20 protein-coding genes and 4 pseudogenes are annotated in these 25,291 nt (G+C 64.9%); 10 read left to right on the top strand and 14 right to left on the bottom strand.

Annotation, left to right across the window (positions count from 1 at the left end):
* Window positions 1-862 precede the first annotated feature (862 nt).
* The gene (locus AC3WJB_RS05615) at window positions 863-1,855 is read right to left on the bottom strand and encodes a polyprenyl synthetase family protein (protein WP_492679538.1); all 993 of its coding nucleotides are present in this window, start codon (window positions 1,853-1,855) and stop codon (window positions 863-865) included.
* 149 nt (window positions 1,856-2,004) lie between these two features.
* On the opposite strand from AC3WJB_RS05615, the gene AC3WJB_RS05620 reads away from it, so the two are divergent.
* The 5 genes and pseudogenes from AC3WJB_RS05620 (at window position 2,005) to AC3WJB_RS05640 (ending at window position 8,580) form a co-directional block, all read left to right on the top strand.
* A complete protein-coding gene (locus tag AC3WJB_RS05620; RefSeq protein WP_492679540.1) occupies window positions 2,005-3,207 on the top strand; it encodes an MFS transporter in 1,203 nt (400 codons plus the stop codon).
* A 67-nt stretch (window positions 3,208-3,274) separates the two neighbouring features.
* Window positions 3,275-4,264, top strand: a complete 990-nt coding sequence (locus tag AC3WJB_RS05625; protein ID WP_492679542.1) for a VTT domain-containing protein — start codon at window positions 3,275-3,277, stop codon at window positions 4,262-4,264.
* Window positions 4,265-4,448: 184 nt separating this feature from the next.
* The gene (ssb, locus tag AC3WJB_RS05630) at window positions 4,449-4,961 is read left to right on the top strand and encodes a single-stranded DNA-binding protein (protein WP_492683089.1); all 513 of its coding nucleotides are present in this window, start codon (window positions 4,449-4,451) and stop codon (window positions 4,959-4,961) included.
* Between the two features lie 285 nt (window positions 4,962-5,246).
* A pseudogene (locus AC3WJB_RS05635) lies at window positions 5,247-5,411 on the top strand (transposase); the annotation flags it as partial.
* A gap of 388 nt (window positions 5,412-5,799) precedes the next feature.
* Complete coding sequence (locus AC3WJB_RS05640) at window positions 5,800-8,580, top strand: bifunctional diguanylate cyclase/phosphodiesterase (RefSeq protein ID WP_492679544.1); 2,781 nt, start codon at window positions 5,800-5,802, stop codon at window positions 8,578-8,580.
* Between the two features lie 275 nt (window positions 8,581-8,855).
* Here the strand turns inward: AC3WJB_RS05640 and AC3WJB_RS05645 are convergent, their stop codons facing one another.
* Window positions 8,856-9,044, bottom strand: a complete 189-nt coding sequence (locus AC3WJB_RS05645; protein ID WP_492679546.1) for a hypothetical protein — start codon at window positions 9,042-9,044, stop codon at window positions 8,856-8,858.
* A gap of 377 nt (window positions 9,045-9,421) precedes the next feature.
* Between AC3WJB_RS05645 and AC3WJB_RS05650 the strand changes: the two genes are divergently transcribed.
* Entirely contained in the window at window positions 9,422-10,024 is a 603-nt protein-coding gene (locus AC3WJB_RS05650; RefSeq protein WP_492679548.1) for a DUF4142 domain-containing protein, read from the top strand.
* Between the two features lie 232 nt (window positions 10,025-10,256).
* On the opposite strand, the gene ligD is transcribed toward AC3WJB_RS05650, so the two are convergent.
* Together ligD and AC3WJB_RS05660 are read right to left on the bottom strand one after the other, a co-directional pair.
* Window positions 10,257-12,827, bottom strand: coding sequence for a DNA ligase D (gene ligD / locus AC3WJB_RS05655; RefSeq protein WP_492679550.1), 2,571 nt, complete (start codon window positions 12,825-12,827; stop codon window positions 10,257-10,259).
* Between the two features lie 2 nt (window positions 12,828-12,829).
* Window positions 12,830-13,264, bottom strand: a pseudogene (locus tag AC3WJB_RS05660) (SDR family oxidoreductase); the annotation flags it as partial.
* A 275-nt stretch (window positions 13,265-13,539) separates the two neighbouring features.
* Here AC3WJB_RS05660 and AC3WJB_RS05665 point away from each other — a divergent pair.
* A complete protein-coding gene (locus AC3WJB_RS05665; RefSeq protein WP_492679552.1) occupies window positions 13,540-14,040 on the top strand; it encodes a DUF6496 domain-containing protein in 501 nt (166 codons plus the stop codon).
* A gap of 30 nt (window positions 14,041-14,070) precedes the next feature.
* Complete coding sequence (gene ku / locus AC3WJB_RS05670) at window positions 14,071-15,033, top strand: non-homologous end joining protein Ku (protein ID WP_492679554.1); 963 nt, start codon at window positions 14,071-14,073, stop codon at window positions 15,031-15,033.
* A gap of 39 nt (window positions 15,034-15,072) precedes the next feature.
* On the opposite strand, the gene AC3WJB_RS05675 is transcribed toward ku, so the two are convergent.
* The 10 genes and pseudogenes from AC3WJB_RS05675 to AC3WJB_RS05720 form a co-directional block, all read right to left on the bottom strand.
* Window positions 15,073-15,606, bottom strand: coding sequence for a PA2169 family four-helix-bundle protein (locus AC3WJB_RS05675; protein ID WP_492679556.1), 534 nt, complete (start codon window positions 15,604-15,606; stop codon window positions 15,073-15,075).
* Between the two features lie 29 nt (window positions 15,607-15,635).
* A complete protein-coding gene (locus tag AC3WJB_RS05680; RefSeq protein WP_492679558.1) occupies window positions 15,636-15,920 on the bottom strand; it encodes a hypothetical protein in 285 nt (94 codons plus the stop codon).
* Window positions 15,921-16,005: 85 nt separating this feature from the next.
* A pseudogene (locus AC3WJB_RS05685) lies at window positions 16,006-16,886 on the bottom strand (NAD(P)/FAD-dependent oxidoreductase).
* 227 nt (window positions 16,887-17,113) lie between these two features.
* Window positions 17,114-17,317, bottom strand: a complete 204-nt coding sequence (locus tag AC3WJB_RS05690) for a hypothetical protein (protein ID WP_492679560.1) — start codon at window positions 17,315-17,317, stop codon at window positions 17,114-17,116.
* 124 nt (window positions 17,318-17,441) lie between these two features.
* Window positions 17,442-18,419 carry a cation diffusion facilitator family transporter gene (locus AC3WJB_RS05695; protein ID WP_492679562.1) on the bottom strand — a complete coding sequence of 326 codons (978 nt, stop codon included), beginning with the start codon at window positions 18,417-18,419 and terminating at the stop codon, window positions 17,442-17,444.
* Between the two features lie 84 nt (window positions 18,420-18,503).
* Window positions 18,504-19,874, bottom strand: a complete 1,371-nt coding sequence (mgtE, locus tag AC3WJB_RS05700; protein ID WP_492679564.1) for a magnesium transporter — start codon at window positions 19,872-19,874, stop codon at window positions 18,504-18,506.
* Window positions 19,875-20,065: 191 nt separating this feature from the next.
* A complete protein-coding gene (locus tag AC3WJB_RS05705) occupies window positions 20,066-20,512 on the bottom strand; it encodes a DUF72 domain-containing protein (protein WP_492683091.1) in 447 nt (148 codons plus the stop codon).
* Window positions 20,419-21,165, bottom strand: a pseudogene (locus AC3WJB_RS05710) (YihY/virulence factor BrkB family protein); the annotation flags it as partial. The gene AC3WJB_RS05705 and the pseudogene AC3WJB_RS05710, both read right to left, overlap by 94 nt.
* A gap of 454 nt (window positions 21,166-21,619) precedes the next feature.
* Window positions 21,620-22,108 carry a DUF421 domain-containing protein gene (locus tag AC3WJB_RS05715; protein WP_492679566.1) on the bottom strand — a complete coding sequence of 163 codons (489 nt, stop codon included), beginning with the start codon at window positions 22,106-22,108 and terminating at the stop codon, window positions 21,620-21,622.
* Between the two features lie 45 nt (window positions 22,109-22,153).
* Window positions 22,154-22,723 carry a cysteine hydrolase family protein gene (locus AC3WJB_RS05720; RefSeq protein WP_492679568.1) on the bottom strand — a complete coding sequence of 190 codons (570 nt, stop codon included), beginning with the start codon at window positions 22,721-22,723 and terminating at the stop codon, window positions 22,154-22,156.
* 313 nt (window positions 22,724-23,036) lie between these two features.
* Between AC3WJB_RS05720 and AC3WJB_RS05725 the strand changes: the two genes are divergently transcribed.
* Both AC3WJB_RS05725 and AC3WJB_RS05730 read left to right on the top strand, forming a co-directional pair.
* Entirely contained in the window at window positions 23,037-24,818 is a 1,782-nt protein-coding gene (locus tag AC3WJB_RS05725; protein ID WP_492679570.1) for a sensor histidine kinase, read from the top strand.
* 8 nt (window positions 24,819-24,826) lie between these two features.
* Complete coding sequence (locus AC3WJB_RS05730; protein ID WP_492679572.1) at window positions 24,827-25,273, top strand: response regulator; 447 nt, start codon at window positions 24,827-24,829, stop codon at window positions 25,271-25,273.
* Window positions 25,274-25,291 lie beyond the last annotated feature (18 nt).

Consider the following 25,291-nt stretch of genomic DNA (forward strand, 5'->3'; position numbering starts at 1 on the left):
AGGAAGGTCTGAATAATTGCCGTCATCCCCGCGAAAGCAGGGATCCAGTGAGGTTAAGCTGTTGAAATCAAAGACACTGGATTCCCGCTTTCGCGGGAATGACGATCAAGAGCGAATTGTTCAGAGCTTCCCTAAGTCAATAGCGTTTCGTGCGCCTGCGGCGCGCGAGTCACTTTCTCTTTGAGTGGCCACGCATGCGCAGGATGCGCATGCGAACAGCGAAACTGGCCCGAAAGGCGGAGGGCAGGATGCCCAGAGTAAAGAGAAAGTAACCCAAGAGAAAGGCCACCCCGCTTGGCGCTTTCCGGGCATCGGGCAACTGCTCCTGCGTTGCCTCAACTCGGGCATCCATGCCCTCGCCTGCGCGCACTCCTGGAACAACCGGCGAGTTGGCGGCTTTCGCTTTTCCTGCCCTCGCGACGGCGAAGCCGGCGCGCACCGAGTGCGGGCCAGGGAGGGCCCGCCCGCTCTTCGGGCCCCCTGTGCGGCGGTGAGGCTGGGACGACCAGGCCCGCAGGGTGCTCGGCAGGAGGCCGAGCATTTCTCGACGGTACATGGATGTAGCGCCGAGAAACCCGGCCCAGCCTCACGGACTTGTCGCCCATGGAGTGGGCGGCAAGCGCCAAGCGGGGTGTCGTTTTCTCTTGGTTACTTCTCTTTTGGACAAGCAAAAGAGAAGTGACTCGCGCGCCGAAGGCGCACGAAACGCTCTTGATCTAGGCTCAGGCGCACGCCGATACAGCAGAGAGCATGCCCGCAAGCGGGCTCTCACAAGGGCTCTCACAAGGGCTCCCACAAGGGATCCACAAGGGTTGCAGCAAACGGGAGGGACCGAGAGAGGCCGGCCATCCCGGCCGTGGGTTCAGTGGTCGCGCTGGACCGAGTAGTCGGCGAGCTGGGCCAGCGCCGTACGCTGGGGCGAGGCCGGGAGCGTAGCCAGGGCCTCGTGCGCGGCCTGGGCGTGGCGTTCGGCGCAGGCCCGCGTGCGCTCCAGGGCATTGGACGCGCGGATCATCGCCACGATCGGCCCCAGCCCTTCGCCGCCGCCATGCTGCACGACGGCGCGGATGCGCCCGGCCTGGGCTGCATCGACGGTTTCCATGGCGTAGATCAACGGCAAGGTGGGCTTGCCCTCGAACAAGTCTTCGCCAATGTTCTTGCCCAGCGTGCCGGCGTCGCTGACGTAGTCGAGGAGGTCGTCGGAGATCTGGAAGGCGTAGCCCAGTTCCATGCCGTAGCGCCTGAGTGCGGCGACCTGCGCCTCCGGGACCTGGCCCAGCACCCCGCCCAGCTCGGTGGCGGCGGCAAACAGCACGGCGGTCTTGCGCTCGATGACCGACAGGTAGGCCGCCTCGGATACGTCGGCATTGCCGATATTCAGCAGCTGCAGCACTTCCCCGGCGGCAATGGTGTTGGTGGTGTCGGCCAGGATACGCATGATGCGCATGTCATCCAGTTCCACCATCAGCTGGAACGAGCGCGAATACAGGAAGTCGCCGACCAGCACGCTGGCTGCGTTGCCCCACAGGGCATTGGCAGTCTTGCGCCCGCGGCGCAAGTCCGAATCGTCCACCACGTCGTCGTGCAGCAGCGTGGAGGTGTGGATGAACTCGATGATGGCCGCCAGCTTGATGTGCTGTTCGCCGACGTAGCCTGCCGCGCCCGCGGCCAGCAGGTGCAGTATCGGGCGCAACCGTTTGCCGCCGCTGCCGACGATGTGGTTGGCGATCTCGTTGATGAGCACGACATCGGAACTGAGGCGCTCGCCAATCAGCTGGTCGACACGCCGCATATCGCCGGCGGCAAGCTCGCGCACCTGGGAAAAATCGGCTGGGCACAGAGTGTCGGCAGGCATCACGATCGAGGGGTTTCCAGGGGCGGCGTGGGGGCGATTATAAGGGGTGCGCGGCATTGCGCCGCGTACCTCCGCCGCAGTGCCGCGGCCTGGCCGCGGATGCGCGCCGTATAATTTGCCGCGATGCATTCCTCCAACCGCCGCCTTCGGTGAGCAAACTCACGCCCCTGGAATTGCGCAGTGCGCTGACCCTGGCCTGCGTGATCAGCCTGCGATTGTTTGGCTTGTTCCTGATCATGCCGGTGTTTTCGCTGTACGCGAAAACCTTGCCGGGCGCCACCGCGTTCATGATCGGCTTTGCGCTCGGCGTCTACGGCCTGGGCCAGATCCTGCTGCAGATTCCGCTCGGCCTGTTGTCCGACCGCATCGGCCGCAAGCCGGCAATCACGCTCGGCCTGGTGTTGTTTGCGATTGGCGGTGTCATCGCCGCGATGGCGGACACCCTGACCGGCATCGCCATTGGCCGGGCGGTGCAGGGCATGGGTGCGGTGGCCGGCGCTGGCATCGCCCTGGCCGCCGACCTCACCGCGGACGAGAACCGGGGCAAGGTGATGGGCATCATCGGCATATCGATCGGGGCCGCGTTCCTGCTGGCGCTGATCCTCGGCCCGCCGCTGGAGGCCGTCCGCGGCTTGCCCGGCCTGTTTGCGGCCACTTCGATCCTGGCGCTGCTGTCGCTGCTGCTGCTGTGGCTGATCGTCCCGACCCCGGGGCAGGCGCGCGCGCCGGCGGCAGCCGGCGTGGCCCAGGTGCTGGACATGCTGGCCGACCGGCGCCTCCTGGTGCTGAACGGCTCGGTGTTCTTCCTGCACGCCATGCTGACCGCGAGTTTCGTCGGGTTGCCGCTGCTGCTGGCTGGGAGCATGCACCTGCCGGTCAATCGCCACTGGGAACTGTATTTGCCGGTGATGATCGTGGCAGCAGTGGTGATGGGCGGCAGCTTGCGGCACATGCGCGAGGTGGCGCAAAGCCTGCGCGTGGTCATGGCCTGCGTGGTGGCGATGGGCCTGGCGTTGCTGGGCTTCGCGCTGTCCGGTGCGCATCTGCTGGTGTTCGGGCTGCTGGCGGCCGTGTTCTTTTCCGGCTTCAACCTGCTGGAGGCGGCCTTGCCCAGCCTGGTGTCACGCCTGGCGCCGGTGCACTTGCGCGGCGCGGCGCTCGGGGCATACTCGACCAGCCAGTTTGCCGGCGCGTTCGTCGGCGGAGCGTTGGGCGGGCTTGCGTTGGGGCGCTTCGGTCCACACGGAATCTTCGTCGGCGCCGCCGTGCTCACCTTGTTGTGGTTGCCGCTTCTGGTGAGCGGCTCGCGGCGCATCGTGGATGGTAGCCTGGCGGCAGACGCTTCGGCCTGACCGGGTTGGGGCCGGGAAAGGGGTGCGATCGGCAAGCCGGGCACCCGTTCGAGCTGAGGCAGTCCGCATGGCGCACGAGATTTTTGTCCTGCTTGGCGAATATGGCCTGTTGCTGGTGTTCCTGAACGTGCTGGTGACCCAGCTCGGCATGCCGCTGCCGGCCGTTCCCACCCTGGTGGTTGCGGGCGCGCTGACGGCCAGCGGGCAACTCGCCTTGCCGGCAGTGGTGCTGGTGGCACTGGCGGCATCCTTGATTGGCGACACCTTGTGGTACGGCGCCGGCCGCCGCTACGGCGGACACGTCATGCGTGCCTTGTGCCGGATCTCGCTCTCGCCGGACTCGTGTGTGCACCGCTCCGAGCTGCACTTTCAGCGCTGGCGCGGCCGGGTGCTCCTGATCGCCAAGTTCGTGCCCGGGCTTGCCACCGTGGCTCCGCCGCTCGTGGGGGCGATGGGCCTGGGCTTCGTTTCCTTCATCGTTTTTGACGGCGTAGGCTCCCTGCTCTGGGCCGGCGCCGCGGTGGTGCTCGGCAGGGCATTCGCGACCGAGCTCGACGTGCTGCTCGGCCGGCTCGCCGACGCCGGCTCGCTTGCGCTCGAGCTGCTGGTCGGCCTGCTGGTCTTGTACATCCTGCTGCGCTGGTGGCAGCGCCACCGTTTGCTCGTGGCATTGCGTATGCCGCGCATTGCGCCGGCGGAGTTGAATCAGGCCTTGACCGCAGGCCGCGCACCGCTGGTCCTGGACGTGCGCTCGGCGCCGGCACGCGCGCTCGACCGGCGCGCGGTCCCTGGGGCGTTGTTCGCAGATGAACAGGATCAGGATATGGGCAAGCTCCTGCACGGCATCGCCCCCGACCGGGAGCTGGTGCTGTATTGCAACTGCCCGCACGAGGCGACCGCGGCCAAGGCGGCCAAGGCGCTCCAGGCCCGCGGTTACCGGCACGTGAGGCCGTTGGCCGGCGGGCTGGATGCCTGGGCGGCGGCGGGGTATGCCATCGAGCGGCTGCCGGAGCGGCCAGCTGCGGAGGCTGCCGCGATGCCTGCGGCACACGCCTGAGCACGGTGAGGCATCGGTGCACGGCAACACTCATGCGCGATCGCCGGCAGCGGCGGATGGCGCAGCCCCACGGTGACGTCGGCGCGATGCGGTGGACTCGCAGCCGCCGGCAGTTATCATGGACAACCAGCTCAATCACCCTGGCCACCGGCACTACCCACGGCTGGCACGACGAGGACATCCCATGGCACGCGGCGTCAACAAAGTCATCCTTATCGGCAACCTCGGTGCCGACCCGGAAATGCGCTACACGACCAGTGGTTCGGCAATCTGCACGTTCAACCTGGCCACCACCGAGTCGTGGACTGACAAGCAGACCAACGAGAAGCAGGAACGGACCGAGTGGCACCGCGTGAAGATCTTCGGGCGCCTGGCGGAAATCGCCAACGAGTACCTGAAAAAGGGGCGCCAGGTGTACATCGAAGGTTCCATCCGCACCGACAAGTTCACCGGCAAGGACGGGGTGGAGAAATACTTCACCGATATCATTGCCAACAACATGCAACTGCTCGGCAGCAGTGGCGAGGGCGGCGGTGGCGGTGGTGGCTATCAGCGCAGCCAGGGCGGCGCCGGTGGCGGCCAGCGCCAGGCTCCGGGTGGTTCCCGGAGCGCTCCGCGTGGCGGCGATCCCGGCAGCGGCGCCAGCAGCCCACCGCCTGCCGACGACGGCTTCACCGACGACGAAATCCCGTTCTAGGGAAGGTCTGAATAATTGCCGTCATCCCCGCGAGGCGCTCTTCAACAGCCGAAGGCTGGTCAAACGGGAATGACGATCAAGAGCGAATTGTTCAGAGCTTCCCTAGGGAATACCTGCGACCATTCCTGTTAGTTTTGCTTCATAAGCCCCTGAGCAATCAGGGGCTTTTGTTTGTCTTTCCGCTTTTTACCCTTGGTGCGTTTTGAGGTCGGGTGACGACCTACGGCGTACCTTGGGATCCGTTGCGTCAAGGGTCCGCAGGCATGCTGCTGAAAGGCTGATGTTGTGTGCGAACCGCGCTTGGGAGGCGTGTCTGTTCCTGGGTTGTGCCGGGAGCACGGCATCGGCTCGGCGACGATCTAGCAGTGGCGCAGCAAGTTGGGCGGCATGGAGGTTTCCATAGTCGCCTGCATGAAGGCGCTGGAGGACGAGAACTGGCGGCTCAAGAGGAGGGCGGAGCCGGGGGTACCCGTGCCTCAAATGGGCAGTGTCCGACGCTTTCCGGCCGGTCGCGACTGCCTCATAGCTGCGGGAATGATGGAGGACCTGCAGGTCTTCGCAGGGGCGACGAAACCGCCATGTTTACAAACGGAACTGCTTCACAGAACGCCCAACTGATACAAGGCGCCGGCACAACTTGTGCATTGGGTTCTCGCGGAACGACGCCCCGCGCGCCGCCTGGGGCAGAACATTGATGACCTTTAGTGTTCGACGGCCGCGCGCGCCGAAGCGCCTCGGGCGTCACCTGCCGACCGCAGTCGCGTCCGCATTGCGGAGCAGTGAAACGCTCTGGGCCGCTCGAGATGTAGACGGGCTGATAACAGCTGCCACCGAGCTCATGAAAGAACTCGTGCCAGGGACGGTGGTGGACCGTCGCGACCTGCGGGTGAGCTCGCGAACGGCCGCCCTGGTCCGGGAACGCACACTTCACATAGCACTGCCTGAGCGCCAGATTCTAGTCGTCGTCGCGCCCAAAGGCGATGACGGATATCCCGTGTTGAAGGCGATAGCGGGATTGATCGAGCAGTGGGTCGATGCCCGCGCCGAGAAAGTCACGCTCAAGGAATCCATCGAACGGCTCGGCCGCTCCGAGCGTTTGCAGGGAGCGTTGTACGCCATCGCCGACCAGGCTAGTGCTGCGGGTACCGACCTCACGCCGATGTTCCAGACACTGCATCGAATCGTCGGTACCTTGATGTTTGCTGAGAATTTCTACATTGCGCTGTACGACAGCGACCACGAATTTGTGCGCTTTGCCTACTACGTGGACACGATCGATACGGACCTGCCAAGGCCCGATCACAAGCTTCCGCTCACCGAAATCGCCAACGGCCCCACTTGGCACGTAATCCGCGGCGGCAAACCGTTGCAGGGTTCGATGGAGGCGATCGGCGAGCAGATCGAGGAACCGCTGTGCTGTGTTGGACCCCCACCTAAGGATTGGCTTGGCGTACCCCTGCTCCGCGACGGGCAGGTGACTGGTTGTGTGGTCGTGCAAAGCTACGACGAGATACACCGCTATAGCGAGGAAGATCAATCCCTGCTGACCTTCGTGGCCCAACACATCCAGATCGCACTGGGGCGCCGTATGGCGCACGCGGAACTCGAACGTCGTGTCCAGGAACGCACGCTGGCCCTGAGCCAGACCAATCGTGTGCTGCAACAGGAAGTGGTTGAACGCCAGCGCGCCGAGCGCCTCCAGGCCGCCCTGTTCCACATTGCCGAGCTGGCCAGCACCACAGACAGCATCGAGACTTTCTACGCGTCCGCGCATCGCGTGATAGGCGAGCTTCTGTATGCGTCCAACCTATACATCGCGCTGTTATCCGACGACGGCGCGCAAGTCATGTTTCCGTATTGGGTAGACGAACGCAACACCGAATTCGCGACGCGCAAACTCACTCACGTTCGCGGTATGACCGAATATGTCCTCCGCAGGGGTTCCGCTTTGCTGGCGGATGAACAAGAAATCGAGCGCCTGCGCGCGAACGGCCAAGTCAAGTTGCCCAGCAATGGCGCGGTGTGTTGGTTGGGCGTGCCGCTGGTGTGGAATGAGCGTACGGTCGGGGTGCTGGTGGTGCAGAGCTATTCCCGTGAGCATCACTACACTGTGCACGACCAGGAACTGCTGACCTTCGTCTCGTATCACATCGCCAACGCGCTGGCACGGATACGCGCCAAGGAATCACTGCACCGCACCTTGAGTCAGCTCGAAGCCAGCGTCGAAGTCCGCACCCGCGAACTCGCCAGAGCCAACCGGGAGCTGCGTTTGGAGATCAACGAACGCGAGCGGATCGGAGCCCGTCTGCAGCATGAGGCGCTACACGATTCGCTGACCAACCTGCCCAACCGCGCGTTGTTCCTGCAGCGGCTGACCCATGCACTGGCTCGATACCGCCTCGACCCCCTCGAAGGGTTCGCAGTGCTGTTTATGGACCTCGACCGGTTCAAGGTCATCAATGATTCGGAAGGGCACCTGGTCGGCGATGATCTGCTGATTCACGCCGGTGTCAGAATCCGCGCCTGCCTCAAGGCCGAGGACGTCGTGGCGCGCCTGGGGGGCGATGAATTCGGTGTTTTGCTGGGGGGGCGCCACGATACGCAGAGTGCGTGTCAGATCGCGGAGCGGATCATCGGCGCCCTCAACGCACCCTTCCGGCTGGCGGCCAAGGAGCTGTTCACGTCCGTTTCAATCGGCGTCACCTTGGTCGCACCGCACTACCAGACTCCCGAAGAACTCCTGCGTGACGCGGACTCAGCCATGTATCGTGCGAAGGCCGATGGCCGCCACCGTTGCGTGGCCTTCGACGACAACTTTCGACACGAGGCTGTGTCGCTGCTGCAAGTTGAAAACGACCTGAGGCGAGGGCTGCCCCGCGGCGAACTCATGCCTTATTACCAGCCGATCATGGATATCGAGAACGGCAGGATAATCGGTTACGAAGCCCTGATGCGCTGGCGCCATCCGGAACGCGGAATACTGCTACCGAGTGCATTCCAGAATGTGGCCGAGGACACCGGCACTTCCGAGACCATTGACTGGCAGATATTCACCCAAGTGTGTCGCGATGCCAACGCGCTGGCCGTCGACAACGGCCTCTTCGTCGCCATCAATCTCTCGCCGCGCCACTTCGGCAATCCTCAGTTTGAAGAGCGGCTGCTCAGGCTGCTCGACGAATACCATGTGCCTGCATCGCATCTCTGGGTGGAAGTGACAGAGCGCACCCTGCTGGAAAACACCGCTTCAGTCAGACATGCCCTGCAGGCATTGCGCCGCGCCGGCATCCGCATTTCCCTGGACGACTTCGGCACCGGTTACTCCTCACTGTCTTATCTGACCCAATACCCGATACAAACCCTCAAGATCGACAAGTCCTTCATAACCAACCTGAGCGGAGACACCAACGACAGAAACGACGCCGTAATCCGCGCCGTTCTCGCGATGGCCACGACACTGTCTCTGCAAGTCATCGCGGAAGGCGTGGAAACCCGGGAACAGTGCGATCTGCTACACAAGCTGGGCTGCCGCTACATGCAGGGCTTCCTGTACGGCGAGGCGCAACCGATTGATACCTGGATTGGTGCCGCGTCCGAGACAATGCTGCTCAAATCCATTTGACGAATCCTCGTGGACGGGATCATCCGCCCGGCATTTCAACGACCAACAAGGTTGAACCGTCCTGCTCCCGACCAGGTCCAGGGGGAGGTGGGGAACGCGCTGTTCTCCTCTCCTGCAGGGAGAAGGACCGGGGCGTGGGGGCGAGACAGCGGATCGCCGGCTCCGATCACAACTTCTCAGCGTCCCGGCCAAGCGGCGAAGTGAACCCATCGGTCATTGCGCCGCCCGCTCCTGCGGAGCGGGCGCCAGGAGTGAGCACGGGCCTGCTTCCCAGGCTACGACAACGAGGCGCGCAGCGCGGCTGCGAGCGCGGCATCGCCGTTGAGCAGATCCTTCCAGCTCATGGTCACGCCCTTGCGATGACCTTTTGGCACGAGCTTCAGACCGACGGGGTCGATGGTCAGCGTGTAGCGGCGGTCGGCGATCTCCAGCTCCCGCCGCAAGGGCTTGTCCAGTAGGGTCATGCCGGCATGCTCCAGAACGCGCCGAACGCTGGCGCAGGCATCCGCACCATAGCCAAGCGACGTGAAGCCAAGGTCATTGGGCCTTCCCGAGCGCGGCCCGGTGCAGGTCGGTGACGAGTTCGCCAGCAAGCATTGCTGCGCTGACCTCCGTCGTCATTTCCGCGCAAGCGGGGATCCATTGCCTTCAAATGGCCAGCATGCGTGGTCGCACTGGACTCCCGCTTGCGCGGAAGTGACGAAGGGGTAGTGGTCGGCGTGCCCAAACTGGGCGAAGCCCGCGGCAGTGCGGGCGGAGGCGGCGCGCCTGGCGTGGTCTTCATGGAACGTTGCATGGCCGCGGGCCATGCTGCGGCTGTCATCACGAAACCGGAGAGTCCATGCAGCATGTCCTGTCCACCGTTACGGCCTGCATGCTGGCCCTGACGCTTGCCGGTTGCGGCAAGTCCGAGCAACGTGTGCCGAGCGCCGCTGCGCCGGGCACGGTCGCGGTTGCGGCGGCGGCAACCGCGGCGAGCTTCGCCAGGCTGGGCGACACGGATCGGGCCTTCGTTGCCGAAGCGACGAATGACGATGCGTTCCAGATCGCGCTGGGGCGCATGGCCCTGGAGAAATCCTCGACCGAGCAGATGCATGACCTGGCTCAGCGGCTGGTCGACGACCACACGCGCATGAGCAAGGAGCTGGCATCGATCGCCGGGTCTGGCGCGGCCGACCAGACCTCACCGGCGCTGCCGGCGGACAAGGCGCTGCAACTGCGCAACCATTTGGCGCCGCTGCAGGGCGATGCGTTCCGCAAGGCGTTCATTGATGTCAGCATCCATGAGCATCATCTTGCCGTGGCACTGTTTGAGCATGAGGCCAAGAGCGGCTACGACAAGGGACTGCGGAATTTTGCGCGCAAGGAATTGCCGGCCTTGCGTGAGCACCTGGCGATGGCGCAGGCGATGCTGGAGGCGGAAGGATCCACGCCCCAGTCCTGACCGGGAACCGGTCTGTTGTCTCAGCCTGGACCTCAACTCTCCATCGTCATCCCCCGGCGTCATCCCCGCGAAAGCGGGAAGAGCTTTTCAACAGACGAAGGTCTGGTCATCCAGTGCTTTTGGATGTCCGCAAAGGCCACGGCACCGGATTCCCGCTTGACCAGCCTTCGGCTGTTGAAGAGCGCCTCGCGGGAATGACGCGGGGGGGGGCGGCGTCCTGGCGCGGTGCTGCTTAGCCAAGTTTGTCCATGATGTCATCGAGGTCCTGGCGCAGCTCGCCGATGCCAGCCCACGGATCGCTGCGCAGCCGCGCCAGCCGCTGCGGCGCGGAGCGAATGTCGAAATCGTGGCCGCTCTTCAGCTTGCCGAGCTCGTTCCAGCGCAGCGGCATGGCGACCGGCGCGCCGGCGCGCGAGCGCAGCGAGTACGAGGCGACGCTGGTCGCGCCGCGGCTGTTGCGCAGGTAGTCCACGTAGATCAGCCCGTTGCGCCGTGCCTTGCTGGCGGTGGCGATGAACTCCAGCGGGTGCGCCTGGGCCAGCGTGCCGGCGAAGGCGCGCGAAAAATCCTTCACCTGCGGCCAGGGGCAGCCGGGATTGAGCGGTACCACCACGTGCAGGCCCTTGCCGCCCGTGGTGCGCAGGAAGGACTCCAGGCCCGACTGCGCCAGCAGCTTGTGCACCAGCCGGGCCGCGGCCGTCACGCGCTCCCAGGCCACGTCGCTGCCCGGGTCGAGGTCGAACACCACGCGGTCGGCGCGGTCGGACTGCGCGACGGTCGCGCCCCAGGGATGGAATTCCAGTACACCGAACTGCACCAGCTCGAGCACCGAGGCGGCGTCGCGCGGATAGATGTAGGTGGCCTGCGCGCCCGACTCTTCCTTGAGTTTGGCGCTGCCGACGTGCTTCAGCCCCGGAATCATGTGCTTCTGGAAGAAGCAGGCCTGCGCGGTGCCCTCCGGGCAGCGGATCACCGAGGTGGGGCGGTCCACGACGCCGGGCAGGAACCAGTCCATCACGCGGGCGTAGTAGTCGGCCACGTCCTGCTTGGTGATGCCGTCATCCGGATACACCACGCGGTCGGGATGGGTGATGGCGATGTCCGGAACCGGGGGCAGGGTCGACTTTCGCGATCGGGTGCGCGATGCCGTCCGGGCGGATGGCGAAAGTCGGCTCTGGCCCCGGTCCCGGTCGGAATCGGCCAGGTCGGCGGCAGTCTTGTCGGTACGCATGGTCTTCAGGCTCGGTTGGCGCAGCAGGTGTTGGTTGCCGATGCCGCGGTAGTACACCTCGGCCACGGCCGAAGGCTCGATCCAGCGGGCGTCGCGCAGCAGGGGATCGATCCCGCCGAGCTTCACGGCAGGTTTTTTGCTGCCCTGGTCGGCGATAGTCTTGCCCAATTGCCGCAGTCGCTCGTCCGAGAAGCCGCTGCCGACGCGGCCAACGTAGATCCAACCGGCTGGCACTGCGGGATCGGGCTTGGCCAGGAGCAGCGAGCCGAAGCCGCTGCGGCCGCCCTTGGGAAGCGTATAGCCGACTACGGCAAACTCATCGCTTTGCAGTCGCTTGATCTTCAGCCAGTCGTCGCCGCGCCCGGCGTGGTAGGGCGAATCGACGCGCTTGGAGATGATGCCTTCCAACTTCTGCTCGGTGGCCATGCGGAATGCCTCCCCGCCATTGCCGACGGCGTGCGTACTCAGTGCCAGGTGTTTCGGCGCATGGGCAAGCAGCTCGCCCAGCAGTTCCTTGCGCTCCAGCAGCTCCACCCGCGAGAGGTCGCTGCCTTCGAGATAGGGCAGGTCAAACAGCATGTAAACCAGCGGCAGTTGGGCTTCGCCGGACAAGGTCTGCTGCAGGCCGTTGAAGTCGCTGCGCCCCCGGTTATCCAGGGCGACCAGCTCGCCGTCGAGCCGCGCGGATTGCAGGGCCAGCGATTCCAATGACTGCAGGATGTCGGGCAGGCGGTCGTTCCAGGGCAGCGCGTTGCGCGACCACAGCTTCACCTCGCCTTCGGCAATCGCGGCGAGAATGCGGTAGCCATCCCACTTCACCTCGTGCAACCATTGCCCGCCCTCTGGCGGGGATTCGCGCAGGCGGGCCAGCTCGGGTTTGAAGAAGTCGTTGCTGGGTGCCGCAGGCCGGGCGCCTGACAACGTGGCCGCGGCCTTCGCCAGGCGCTGCCGGGGCGCCTTGCGGGCCTTCGGCACAGGCCTTTTGCGCGCGGTGGAACGCTTTGCGGCCGCCTTGGTTGCCGGCGTCTTTGCGGCGGCGCGGGTGCTGGCTACCATCTTTGCGTCGAGCACGTCGTCTGCTTCCACGTCGCCGGCATAGGCGTCCTTGGCCTTGATCAGGAACCAGGTCGGTTGGCGCTTCTTGCGGCCGCTGCGCACCAGGTGCCAGCCACCCTTGAGCCGCTTGCCGAACAGCTCAAAGCGCAGGTGGCCCTTCTGCAACTGCGCTTCGGCGTCGCCCTCGGTGGCCCAGGTGCCAAGATCGAACTGGTCGACGTGGCCCTTACCGTAGCCGTGCTCGATGTCACCCTCGAATCCGGCATAGGACACAGGATGGTCCTCCACCTCGACCGCCAGGCGCTTCACTGCCGGATCGTAGCTCGGCTCCTTCGGCACCGCCCAGCTCTTGAGCACGTCGCCCACCTGCAGGCGGAAGTCGAAGTGCCGGCGGCTGGCGTGGTGCAGCTGCACCACGAAGATTGCCCGTTGTCCGCTGGGGCCAGGTTCGTCCCCGGCCGGTTCGCGGGTCCGGAAAAAATCACGCTTGCGCCGGTAGTCGCGGAGGCTGGCCATGATCAGGGGGTCGGGCCGCCCATTACCGGCAGTACCACGCCGGAAATGTAGCTCGCGCAGGCGGGTGCGGCCAGGAAGACATAGGCTGGCGCCAGCTCTTCCGGTTGCGCGGGGCGGCCCATGACGCTGGACTTGCCGAAATCCTTGACCTGGTTTGCCGGCTGGTCGGAGGGGTTCAGCGGCGTCCATACGGGACCGGGCGCGACCGCGTTCACGCGGATGCCGCGCGAGACCATGTTCAAGGCCAGCGCCTTGGTGAAGGCGTGGATGCCGCCCTTGGCCATCGAGTAGTCGAGCAGCTTGCCGCTGCCGAACAGTCCGGTCTCCGAGCCGGTGTTGATGATCGAGCAGCCGCTGCCCAGGTGCGGTGAATCGGCCCTGGCCATGTGGAAATGGCCGTAGAGGTTCTTGCGCAAGGTTTCGTCGAAATGCTCTTCGCGGGCTGTCGGCTGCTCTTTCGAGGTGACTGCTCTCGGCCTGGACTTGCGCCCGGTCTTGGCTTGGATCGTGCGCTGGCGCTCGGCGGTGGCCTGGGACGTCCTGATGTGTCTGTGGGTGGCCATGATGCCGCGCTCCGTGGAGTGGTATGTGGCACGTTAGCGGGGTCGGCGTACCGCACAGGTGAAGCGAGGGTCATGACGCATTTGACGAGGCCTGCACACGCCAGCCGAAACACTTCACCGGTGATACTCGTCCGCTGCCGGAGATGGTCATGCCCGAAGCCCGTACGCGCCGCGCCGTGGCCAAAGACAAGAAAGAAGGGAAGGCCCCCAGTACCCAGGCCGGGGAGTATGTGCGCGAGGAGATCGAGCACGTGCGCGAGGGCAAGCATGGCGCCCGCTCGACCAAGCAGGCCATTGCGATTGGCCTGTCCAAGGCGCGCCGCGCCGGGGTGAAGGCCAAGCCCGGCAGGAACGTCAGCAAGGTGACCAAGAAGAAAGCCGCGCAGGACACCGCCGCCGCGCATTCGCACCACAAGACCTCGGCCAAGCGCTCGAAGGCCACGAGCGAGGCATTGAAGAAGGAAGGCCACAAGGCCGCATCGAAATCGGCACTGTCCTCGCACGCCAAGAAGAGTGCCTCGAAACGGACGGCGAGCTCGCGTTCGGAAGCCGCAAAGAAGGCGGCGCGTACCAAGGGCGCCAAGGGTCGCTCGGAAGCAGCGAAGAAGGCGGCCGCCACCCGCGCGAAGAACAGGCAAAAGGCATCCTGAGCACAACAGACCGGCCGGAGCACGCAAGCCATGGCACGTCCCATCTGGAGCGGAACCCTCTCATTCGGCTTGCTCAACGTGCCGGTCTCGCTGATGTCGGGCGAACGCAGCGTCGACCTGCATTTCCGCATGCTGGACAGCCGCAGCAACACGCCGGTGCGTTATGAGCGGGTCAATGCCGAAACCGGCGAGGAAGTCCCCTGGAAGGAAATCGTCAAGGCGTTCGAATACGCCAAGGGCAGCTACGTCGTGCTGGAGCCGGAGGACATCAAGTCCGCCGCTGCGGAAGGGCATGAGGTGGTCGACGTGAAAACCTTCGTCGCAGCCGATGCGATCGGCCCGGAGTACTTCGAGAAGCCGTATATCCTGGTGCCGGGCAAGAAGGCGGAAAAGGGCTATGTGCTGTTGCGCGAGACGCTCAAGCGCACTGGCCGCATCGGCATTGCCCGGGTGGTGATCCGCACGCGCGAATACCTGTCTGCGGTGATGCCACGCGGCGACGCGCTGCTGCTGATGATGATGCGCTATCCACAAGAACTGGTCGACGTGGAAGACTACAGGATTCCCGCGGGGGACGCGGCGCAATACCGGATTTCGGGCAAGGAAATCCAGATGGCCGAACAATTGGTCGAGTCCATGAGCGACGAGTGGAATCCGGCCGACTACCGCGATGAGTTTCGTGAACGCCTGCGCAAGGTCATCGAGCAACGCATGAAGTCCCAGGGCGCGGTGTCGCCCGAGGCGGCCGACGAGACCGAGGTGCCGGAGAACGCCGCGACGAACGTCGTCGATTTCATGGCGCTGCTGCAAAAGAGCCTGGCCAGCAACAAGCGTACGCCGGCGCGCGGGAGCGAAGGCAAGACCGGCGGCAAGGCAGCCGGCAAATCCGGGGTGACCAAAACCACCGCGAAGGCCGAGCCGGGGTCCAAGTCGACGCGCAAGGCGCAGGCGGGCAAGCCGGCGTCCAAAGGCGCCAGAAAGAAGGCCGGCTGACCCACGGCCGGCCCGTCCCAGGCGGCAAGCACCTGGGACTCAGGTGGCGTCCATCGCCTGTTGCAGGTTATGCATCTGGTCGTGGCCGCTGCGAACCGAGATGTAAGCCTCGCTCACCACGCCATGCGTGTGCTGTGAAAGATCCCGGTCATTCAGCGCGTCCTCGAATTTGTGCTTGATGTGGTCCTCGCCGGGTTCCACTTCGTTGAGCACCGCCTTGTTGTCGTCCTTGGTGAGGCTGGTGCGCAGGTTGACGAACATGCGGTGGGCGGAGGCCAGAACGGTGCCGTCGTCTTCTGCTTTTCCCCCCAGGGAACGTACGCAATCCTGCAACGTCGTGGCGATCTTGCGGCGTTCGTTTGCGCGGCTGCGGAACAGGCTGGTCAGTGATTCGCTCTTGGCATTCTTGGCCGCCTCGGCATAGCCATCGGCACTGTCCAGCGTGGTGGCGATGAGTCCGTTGAGGACGTTGATGTCATGGTCGTTGCGCATGTCTGCTCCTGGTTTGGAAGGCCGTCCTGTGGTGGCAGTAGAGCGCAGCGCGCGTGACGAGCGCGGCTTGGTTTCGTTCAATAACGGAACGCATCGCCATCACGCCGCGGTCACCGGGTGCTGCCCAGAATGCCCTTTCGTCGCGCGCGCCAGGGCCGCCGGCAGCGACCAGGGCGTCGCACAGTACGACACGTCCATTCGGCGCGCCGGCACGTTGCGAACCGCGCAACCGCTTTCTTCGTCAGGAGGCAAGCATGCAGATCGATCATGCGCAAGAGCAATGCCACCACCAAGGCTGCACTTGCACCGTAGCCAACGGCCACCGGTATTGCAGCGACCAGTGCCGCGCCGCCGAGGAAGGTGAATCGTCCCGTGGGGCAGATGAACCCTGTCATTGCGGCCACGCCGAGTGCCACGCGTCAGCCCCGGCCGCTTGAAGCATTGGCCGCCGCAGCAACTGGGGCTCCAGTTAGTGCGGTCCTAGCCCGCCTTGGCGCGCTCCACCAGGCGCCCGAAGGAAAACAGCGGCAGCAATCGATGACGCCGCCGCTCCAGGAGCGCGCGGACCAGTCGGGCGCCGAGCATGCTGTAGGTGATGCCGTTTCCGCCATAAGCCATGGCGAAGTGCACGCGTCCACCATACTGTGCGTGCCGACCGAAGAACGGCAGCCCATCACCCGTTTCGGCAAAAGTACCGCCCCAGGCAAACGTGGGTGTCAGCTCCATGCGCGGCAACACGCGCGCGGCCTGGCGCACCAGCTGTCGCGCCTTGAAGCCAACCCGCATGTCGCGGCGCCGGGGAAGGTCGATCGGTACGGGTCGATCCGCGCGGCCGGGCTGCTCAGGATCGCGCCCGGGGCAATGAGCCCCCAGGCTTCGCGCAACACGCCGGAGCCGACCCAGGACACGGCGAGGCCATGTTTGGCCCGCAGCGCCATCTCCTGCTGCAAGGGATTCAGGTCGCGCCTGCGGCTGGCCCAGTACAAGCTGCGCATGTCGGCGAAGCCGACATCGCCCACCTCCGTCGCCACCTGGCGCAGCGTGCCGATGGCGTCGGCGCAGGCGTGGTAGAGCAGCGCTGCGTCTGCCTCACCCAGGCGCTGCGCCAGCTCTGTCATGTGCGTGTCGGTTTCGTATTGCGACAGGGCGGTGCTGGCGACTGTGCTGCCCCAGCCGATATCGCGCGCCTCGAGCACGCACACGTCGTGGCCATGGGTCGCCAACTCGTTGGCAATGAGCGCGCCGCTGATGCCGCCGCCAACAACGGCGACCTCACAAGCCGCGTCGCGCTCAAGCCGCGGAAACGCGTGCATCAAGCCGTTCTTGACCGCCCAGTACGGATAGCCGCTTTTCAGTTTCACAGCGCACCTCGGCTCGGCTGCCCGAACGTGGACAGCGCGGGACGGGTGGACTTTGCCATGATGCTGGCCTGGGCGGTGGGAATGGGCAGCCTAGGCCGCGCTTCGTCATGCAGCAGTGAAGCCGAGAGTGGCAGGCTACGCGCATGAGTGAGGCTGGCTACTTTCCTGAGTCGATTGGCGCAGGCCGGGCATGGGTCCACGCCCCACCGTGCACGCGAAACGCCAGGCTAGTGCGCGCGCAAACGCGGGACTTCGACCTCGCGCTCGTACATCTGCCGCGTCCCGGCGCGCCAGGCCACGCCAGCTTGCAGCTCGCTGAACCAACGTCGCGCGGTGACCTCATCCACCAGGTCGGGCACCAGGACGATGCGCCCGCTGGCATCGTCCAGCAGCCGCTGCGGACCGTTGCCGAACAGGCTCAACTGGACCATGGCCGCGCAACGCCAGGGCAGCCGCGCCCGTGCCTGTGGCCACGCGAGTGTCCACTGCACAGGTCCGCGCAAAGGGCGGGGGCCAGCGCCACAGTGCAGGAGGGGGAGCGCCGCTGGAGCGGTTTCATGAGCTCAATGCCTGCGCATTCTCCTCAAGCTGCTTGCGCCTTGCGCGCCAGACTTCGGCCGTCTGTGGCTTGACGAACAGCGAGACAATTTCAGGATGCGCCACCTTGGCCTGCTTCTCGATGCGATTGACGCAAGCCTCGATTTGCGGCGTGGTCAGTGCGTCCTCGAATTCGGCGCTCAGCGTGGCGACGACCTGATTCGGCCCCATCTGCACGGTCAAGACGCCATTCGCGCAGCGCACGCCCTCATCAGTGCTCGCGATCGCCAGGATCGCCTCGCTCACTGCCGGATGGGCGGTCTCGCCGATCAGCAGTCCCTTGGTTTCCCGCGCCAGCAGCGTGGCGGACACGGCCAGGAGGCCCGCGATGCCGATGGATGCCACGCCGTCCAGCATGGGCAGCGCCAGCAGTTGCGTGCCGACCAGGCCAGCCAGCGCCAGCAGCAGGCCGAGCAAAGCCGCACTGTCTTCCAGCAGGACGGTGAAGGTGCTGGGATCCTTGCTCAAGCGAAACGCCTCGAAATATCCCAGGGGTCCCTTCTGTGCGCGAAATTCGTGCAGCGCCACGCTCCACGACGCACCTTCGAAGACGAACGACACCAGCAACACCAGGTAATTCACCAACGGATGCTCGATCGCTTCGGGGTGGCGGACGTGCATCACGCCTTCGTAAAACGACACCCCGGCCCCCATGGCCAGCACGAGCAACGCCACGATGAAACTCCAGAAGTACAGCTCGCGCCCGTGGCCAAACGGATGGGTGCGGTCGGGTGGCATGCCGGCGCGACGCAGCCCGTACAGGAGCAGCAGCTCGTTCACCGTGTCGACCAGCGAATGCACGCCTTCGCTGAGCATGGCCGAGCTGCCCGAGACGCCGGCCGCCACGAACTTGGCGACGGCGATCATCAGGTTGCCGCCCAGCGCGGCGTAAACCACTTTGTGCGAACCGGACGCTGGCATGGCTCGATCCCGCATCTCCAACGGGGTGCCTACTGTGGGGCGCGGAACGAGCACGCGAGGTGAAATGCCGGGTGCTGCCCGTTCCAAAGACGAACCGGCTTATTGCAGCAGCAGGGTTGCCAGGGCAAGGAATACGCCGAAACCGACGATGTCCTGGAAAGCGGTCTCGAACGGTCCGGCCGTGGTCGCCGGATCGAAACCCAACTTCTTCGAGACCATGGGGATGATCGTTCCCATCAGGCAGGCGGTCAGCATCGAGCAACCCAGCGCGACGGCGATCACGATGGCGAACATCAGCTGCTTGGACCAGATCAGGCCGATCGTCCCCAGGACCAGGGCGCAGGCCGCACCCATGAGCATGGTGACCATGACTTCCTTGAGCAGCGTCTTGCCGCTGTGTTTCAGGCTGGTCTGGCCGGTATCCAGGCCGCGCACGGTGATCGCTGCCGCCTGCAGGCCAACGTTGCCGGCGACCGCCGAAATCACCGGCATAAACGAGGCAAGCAGGATGATTTTCTCCAGGACCTGGTTGAAGCGCGCGATCACCAGCCCGGCGCCAAGCTCCAGCACCATGGTGCCCAGCAGCCAGGGCACGCGCAGCTTCGCCTCCCGCAAAGGAGTGGCCTTTTCCATGGCTTCGGCATCGGTACCGACGGCCCTCGCATAGCGCCGCCGCAGGCGGGAGACCACCACGCGCATCAGGTCTTCGGCGGGAATGACGCCGACCAGCAGGCCCTCCTTGTCCATGACCGGCAGCGTAGAGAACTTGTATTGCGAGAGCAGGTTCGCCGCGGCGTCCTCCTTCGCGCTGGCTTCCACGGAGACGATTTCCGTGGCCATGACCTCGCGCACCGGCTGTCCAGGGTCGGCCATGACCAGCGAGCGGATGGAGACCGCACCCTTGAGGCGTTCGCCGGTCTGGCCGGATTTCCCGCCGGCGCCGACCACGTACAGGTTGTCTGGCGTATCGACGTCGGGGTCGGTACGGCGCAGCGCCTCCAATGCTTCGGCGACGCTCATGTCGGGGCGCAGGCGGATGAACTGGTCGGTCATCAGTCGGCCCGCGCTGCCTTCGGGATATTCGGCACGCTTTTTCGCGTCGCGGGCGACCGTCGGCTCCTTGGCACCGGCAGTATCGAGGTAGGCTCGCGGCGCGTCCGCCGCCACGCGGGCCGCCTCGCGCGGCGATAGCCGCTCCAGCAGGTGCTCGAACTGTGGCGGGTCGTAGCAGCCAATGAGCGCCTTGGTGAGCTCCGGCTCGAGCTGCGTCAAGAGCTCCGCGGCCTGGTCCTCGCCCAATGCGCGCAACACCAGTTTGCATTGCTCCGGCTCGAGCTTGTCCATCACCACGGCGATGTCGCCGACGTCCTCGTCGCGCAGCACCGCGGCCAGGGCGGCGGAGTCGGGGTGTTCGTCCTCCAGGATCGCCGCGATACGTTTCGCCAGCGGCTCGGTAGCGTCATCGCTCATTGCCAATCCTTTTGAAATGGCGACAGGGGCCAGCTTGCAAACAGCAGCGTCGTACTGGCGGCAGCGGTGAACGGGAGGCAGCATGCTGATGCCACGGTGAAAAGCCCGTACACGCCGTGGCCGCATGTGCGGTGACCGAGGCCGCGCAGGACACGGGGGTCAGGTCAGTGGCGCACATCGGAGTGGGGCACTCAGCGCCGAAACCGGGCGCACAGCTTCATGGCGTCAAATGGCGCCTTCACCTTGATGTCGTTGTCGAAGTAGCAATACACGTCACGCGACTTGCGCGGCGGCGGCGCATCAGCGCTGACCCGGTCCTTGGCATCGCCGGGCTGCCCGCCGCCCATCCAGGCGCGGATGCGGGCGGCCCAATCATCCAGCGCCGCATCCGTATAGCCGCTGGCATAGAGCACCTTGTCGCCATGCAGCCGCATGTACACGAAGCCACCGGTGACGTCCTGCAGCCTTGGCCATTTCCTTGCCGCGCGTATTTGCCGGCGACGAACAACACCGTGGTCAGCACTGCGCCGTGCCAGGCGTCCGACCAGGCAATGCGCGCGTCCGGCAGCAGGTGGTACATGGCGCCGAACGCGACGATGAACACGAGCAGGGAGATGAGCTGCTCGGCGATGTTCCAGGCCACGGTGTCGACTGGCACGAAAATGCGGATCAGCGTACTCACCACGAACGACACGATGAGCAGGAACAGGATGCCCACCAGCAGGCCGATGGCGCGCGCGCGCGCCCACAGCCACGCGGTCACCGCCTTGCCGGGTTTTGCCCGCACGTCCCAGATGACGTTGAGCGCCCGTTGCAACTGGGCGAAGACCACGGAGACGCTGAACAGCGTGATCAGCGCGCCGATGATGCCCGCCAGGTTGCCCAGCTCCGGCGTCGATTTCGCGTTCTGCATCACCAGGTCGATGGCGCCAGCGGCTTTTTCGCCAAGAATCCCGGCCAGGCCTTCAATCAGCTGCTGTTGCCATTCGGGACGCAACGCGGCGAGCAGCCACAGCAGCAGCACGATCAGCGGTGCAAAGGACAGGGCGGAATAAAAGGCGATGGCCGCCGCGCGGGTCAGCAACGCGTCGTTGCCCACGCCGCCGATGGACTTGCGCACGGCCACGACCAGTTGTGACAGTCGCATGGGAACTCCCGTGGCGATGCGGCCATGAAATCGCATAGGCAGTGAACGCCGCGTCGCCTGTCTCGCCAACAATCGAGGGTGGATTCCACGGGTGGGCGGTACCAGCCCACCTCCCTTAGGGAAGGTCTGAATAATTGCCGTCATCCCCGCGCAAGCGCACTGCTGTCCGGAATAAATTCGTGCCGCGACACCGAAGACGTGGCGACGCAAGGCTGGACGGCTGTCACGCGCACCCTGGACTCAAAAAAAGGTGGTCACCCCGTTGTCTTACCCAGACCCTCGAACCTCCATCGTCATCCCCGCGAAAGCGGGGATCCAGTGCTTTTAGGTGTCTGCAAAGGCCAAAGCACTGGATTCCCGCTTTCGCGGGAATGACGCCAGGTAGGGTTTCGGCGTCCTGGCACAATACCGTAGATGAAGCAAAGGCGGTTCCGAAAACGTTCCGGACAGCAGTGCGCGCAAGCGGGAATGACGCCAGGTAGGGTTTCGGCGTCCTGGCACGATACCGTAGATGAAGCAAAGGCGGTTCCGAAAACATTCCGGACAGCAGTGCGCGAAAGCGGGAATGACGATCAAGAGCGAATTGTCCAGAGCTCCCTTAGGAGTGGCCGATCTTCATCTTCAGCACACTGAAGGAGCCGTCGCCTTCCAGGTACATCGCCTTGACCTCGTCCAGCCGCTCCACGTCGGAGCTGCGCGGTTTTGCCCGCAGTTCCTTTTCGGTGATGTGCTCGCGGCGCATGTTGCGGGCCTGCAGGCGGCCGTTGCGGACCATGAGGATCGGTGGTGCGTCGGTCAGCTTGGAGACCCGCGGGGAACGGCAGCCGAGGTAATCCAGCAGGTAATTCAAGGCGACCAGGGTGCCGATCAGGGTCACGCCGTCGGCGACCGTCTGGCCGTCGCCGATCATCGCGTTCTGCGCCGCATCCCCAAGCAGCACGACGAAGAGGATGTCTGTGATGCCTGCCGTGCCCGCGTTGCGCCGCAGGATGAAGCGGAAGATCGCGAACAGGAACCAGTACATCAGACTGCCGCGGACCATGATTTCCAGTGGCGACATGCTGAACTGCAGGAAGTCGGTGTTCATGGCCTGGCTGTCCACGGGTTTCCGCTCGCAGGCAAGCGCGGCGGTTCATCGGCCATCCTCGCGCGAGCCCATCGGATGGATGTCGCAGCCCAGCGATTCGGCCAGGAATTCCATGGCGCGGGTGTTGCGCTGCGAGGTGAGGGCGGCGGATGCATTTGCGGGGACCCACACCGGGAAGTGCCGGATATACGCATCGAGCGCCGACGACAGCACGCAGGCGTCGCCAGCGACGCCCACGATCGCGAGCCGGTGCACCTCGAGCTGGTCCAGCAGGCTCGGTAGGGCGGTCTCGTAGAACGCCGAGTGCCTGGGTTTGAGAATGAAATAGTCGTCGTCCGCCGGCAACAGGCGCTCGACGATCGCGCGGCCACGGCTCTCGCCTCGCCGCGCCCAGTCGACGAGCTCGGAAAAGCCGAGGTTCCACTGGCCAAAATTGTCGTTGACATAGATGACTGGAAGCCTGCGGCTGCGGAATAGATTCCGCGCCAGAACCATGGGGCCGACCGCCTTTTCCGCCTCGATGGCCAGCTTTTCGCCATCGGGGAAGCCAAAGTCGCTGATCATGTCAACGACCAGCAGGGCGGCCTGGTACAGCGGGTCAAGGCGTGCGTTCATGGGATATCCCTGTGCCAACGGGGATGGGTGGTTTCCGAGCGTTCCAGGCCTTCCAAGTCGCCGGTGACGGTGCAACGGCGTTGCGTCGGCGGACAGCAGTGCACTATCGCGGGTGAAGCGGCCGTCAAGGTGCCCTCTACCGGCCTGGTGTTGACCGAGTTTCGTCAATCCACTGGACTGCCGAGCCGCGTCGTTCATTTCTCCGTTCGCGTCCGGGCAGACAGATGGCGCCATGCCGAGCGGGGCGCGAAATCATGCCAGAATGGAATGCAGCGGACGGAACACAGTCGAGGTTGCCGCGGGTGCAGGACTCATGAATTGGGCCGGGTTGATGCGGTGGCGGATCGCAGGGCTGCTCTTTGCGGTGGTCGTCATCGTGGGCCTGCCTTATCTGGTCATCACCCTCAACGCGCACGACACGCGGCGTGCCACCGCCTGGGTCAACCATTCGATGCTGGTCAAGTCGATGGTCTATCGCGCAGCCTATGTGGTGCATGACAGCGAGTCGGCGCTGTATCGCACGCTGGTGGGCGATGGCGATGCGTATACCCGCGAGCGCATTCAGCGCTACACGCGCGAAGGCCTCGAGATGACGGCGCAGCTGGGCGCCATGACACGGGACAATCCCGACCAGCGGATCCTGGTGGGCGCATTGGAAAAGAGCATCAATGGCCGCGTGGTCTTGCTGAACCAGGCAGCGGCAAAACTCGAAGCCGGCGATGCGGCAGGTGCGCGCCGTTCGCTGCGCGATGCCGAGGACTTGTTTCCGATCGACGGGACGATCAGTGCCATCGTGCGCAATGAGGATGCGTTGCTCGCCCGGCGGCAGCTTGTAGCAGCACGTTCGACCGTGGTTGGGCGCGCGGTGTCGGCGCTCACCGCCTTGGCCCAGCTGGTGCTGCTTGGCCTGATCATCATCATGACCGAGCGCCAGATTGGCCGGCGGCGGCGGGCCGAGAGTCGCGAGAGCCACGCCGTGCTGCGCTCGCGCCTGATCCTGCAGGCGGTCCGCGAACCGATTGGGCTGTTCGATGCGGAATTGCGCAGCCTGCTGGTGAATCCAGCCTTTGCCAGAATGTATGGCGTCGATGCCGACCGGCACCGGCAGGAACTGGCCACGATGGGCGGCGGGGCATGGGACAACGATGTGCTGCTACAGCGGCTGCGCGAGGTATTGCTGCAAGGACGCGAGCTGTGGGACTACGAGATGACCCAATCCACGGCCGACGGCATGACCCGGCGGGTCATGCTCAATGCCCAGCGCCTGCAGCAGGAGGCCGGGGAGAAGCCGTCGCTGGTGCTCACGATCAGCGATATCACCGCGCGGGCGATGACGGAGCGGCAGATGAACGAGCTCAACCGCCAACTGGAGGGCAAGGTTGCGCAGGTGTCGGACGTCAATCGCGAGCTGGAGGCGTTCAGCTATTCGGTGTCGCATGACCTGCGCGCGCCTTTGCGGCACATCGCGGGCTTTTCACAGAAGCTGCAGCAGCATCTAGGCGATAGCGCCGACGAGAAGTCGCGCCATTACATCGAGGTCGTCTCCGACGCGGCGCAGCGCATGGCCCGGCTGATCGACGACCTGCTGGTGTTTTCGCGACTTGGCCGCGGTGCCTTGCGCCTGCAGGGCGTGGACATGCAATCGTTGGCGGAGGAAGCCCGCGATCTGGCCAGTGCCGATGTGCCCGATCGGCGCATCGTATGGAGCATTGCGCCCCTGCCCATGGTGATCGGAGACGAGAACATGCTGCGCACGGTGTGGCAGAACCTGATTGGCAACGCGGTGAAGTACACCGGCAAGCGCGAGGTCGCGCACATTGACGTCAGCGTGAAGCACAGTGTGGACAATGGCTACGAATTCACCGTCTCGGACAATGGCGCCGGTTTCGATATGCAATACGCGGACAAGTTGTTTGGCGTGTTCCAGCGCCTGCACCGCGCAACCGAATTCCCCGGCAACGGCATCGGTTTGGCGAACGTGCGGCGCATCATCGCCCGGCACGGTGGCCGCGTCTGGGCCGAGGGCGAGTTGGGCCAAGGCGCACGTTTCCACTTTTCCTTGCCGGCCACGGATGTGGCGGGCGCATCTGTCTGAGGCCCGACATGAACAAGCGTGACCTCCGCCCCATCCTGCTCGTCGAAGACAGCCGGGAGGACGCCGAGATGATCATGGACGCGCTGGCCGAGGCGCATCTGGCCAACCCGATCGTGCACGTCGAGGATGGCGTGGACTGCATGGATTACCTGCAGGGGAGCGGTACCTGGATCGGAAGCGTGCGCGCCGACCCGGTGGTGGTGCTGCTGGACATCAAGATGCCGCGCATGGATGGGCTTGAGGTGCTGAAGCGCATGCGTCAGGATGAGCACCTGCACCATATTCCAGTGGTCATCCTGTCTTCGTCGCGCGAAGAGAGCGACCTGGCGCGGGGCTGGGATCTGGGTGTCAACGCGTACGTCATCAAACCGGTGGATGTGGAGCAGTTTTTCGCTGCGGTACGTGCGCTGGGCCGGTTTTGGGCCGTGTTCAACCAGCCGGTCGACTCAGATTGAGTCGTGTTGGCTGGGCGC

It is taken from the genome of Rhodanobacter sp. FW510-R10 (assembly GCF_058781105.1).

Bases quoted from the DNA above. Each gene is read 5' to 3' on its own strand.
- AC3WJB_RS05715 (WP_492679566.1), bottom strand. From the start codon at position 22,108: ATGAACACCGACTTCCTGCAGTTCAGCATGTCGCCACTGGAAATCATG.
- AC3WJB_RS05695 (WP_492679562.1), bottom strand. From the start codon at position 18,419: ATGCGGGATCGAGCCATGCCAGCGTCCGGTTCGCACAAAGTGGTTTAC.
- ku (WP_492679554.1), top strand. From the start codon at position 14,071: ATGGCACGTCCCATCTGGAGCGGAACCCTCTCATTCGGCTTGCTCAAC.
- AC3WJB_RS05730 (WP_492679572.1), top strand. From the start codon at position 24,827: ATGAACAAGCGTGACCTCCGCCCCATCCTGCTCGTCGAAGACAGCCGG.
- AC3WJB_RS05680 (WP_492679558.1), bottom strand. From the start codon at position 15,920: ATGACAGGGTTCATCTGCCCCACGGGACGATTCACCTTCCTCGGCGGC.
- ssb (WP_492683089.1), top strand. From the start codon at position 4,449: ATGGCACGCGGCGTCAACAAAGTCATCCTTATCGGCAACCTCGGTGCC.
- AC3WJB_RS05615 (WP_492679538.1), bottom strand. From the start codon at position 1,855: ATGCCTGCCGACACTCTGTGCCCAGCCGATTTTTCCCAGGTGCGCGAG.
- AC3WJB_RS05650 (WP_492679548.1), top strand. From the start codon at position 9,422: ATGCAGCATGTCCTGTCCACCGTTACGGCCTGCATGCTGGCCCTGACG.
- AC3WJB_RS05720 (WP_492679568.1), bottom strand. From the start codon at position 22,723: ATGAACGCACGCCTTGACCCGCTGTACCAGGCCGCCCTGCTGGTCGTT.
- mgtE (WP_492679564.1), bottom strand. From the start codon at position 19,874: ATGAGCGATGACGCTACCGAGCCGCTGGCGAAACGTATCGCGGCGATC.
- AC3WJB_RS05725 (WP_492679570.1), top strand. From the start codon at position 23,037: ATGAATTGGGCCGGGTTGATGCGGTGGCGGATCGCAGGGCTGCTCTTT.
- AC3WJB_RS05640 (WP_492679544.1), top strand. From the start codon at position 5,800: ATGAAAGAACTCGTGCCAGGGACGGTGGTGGACCGTCGCGACCTGCGG.
- AC3WJB_RS05645 (WP_492679546.1), bottom strand. From the start codon at position 9,044: ATGACCCTACTGGACAAGCCCTTGCGGCGGGAGCTGGAGATCGCCGAC.
- AC3WJB_RS05690 (WP_492679560.1), bottom strand. From the start codon at position 17,317: ATGGTCCAGTTGAGCCTGTTCGGCAACGGTCCGCAGCGGCTGCTGGAC.
- ligD (WP_492679550.1), bottom strand. From the start codon at position 12,827: ATGGCCAGCCTCCGCGACTACCGGCGCAAGCGTGATTTTTTCCGGACC.
- AC3WJB_RS05665 (WP_492679552.1), top strand. From the start codon at position 13,540: ATGCCCGAAGCCCGTACGCGCCGCGCCGTGGCCAAAGACAAGAAAGAA.
- AC3WJB_RS05625 (WP_492679542.1), top strand. From the start codon at position 3,275: ATGGCGCACGAGATTTTTGTCCTGCTTGGCGAATATGGCCTGTTGCTG.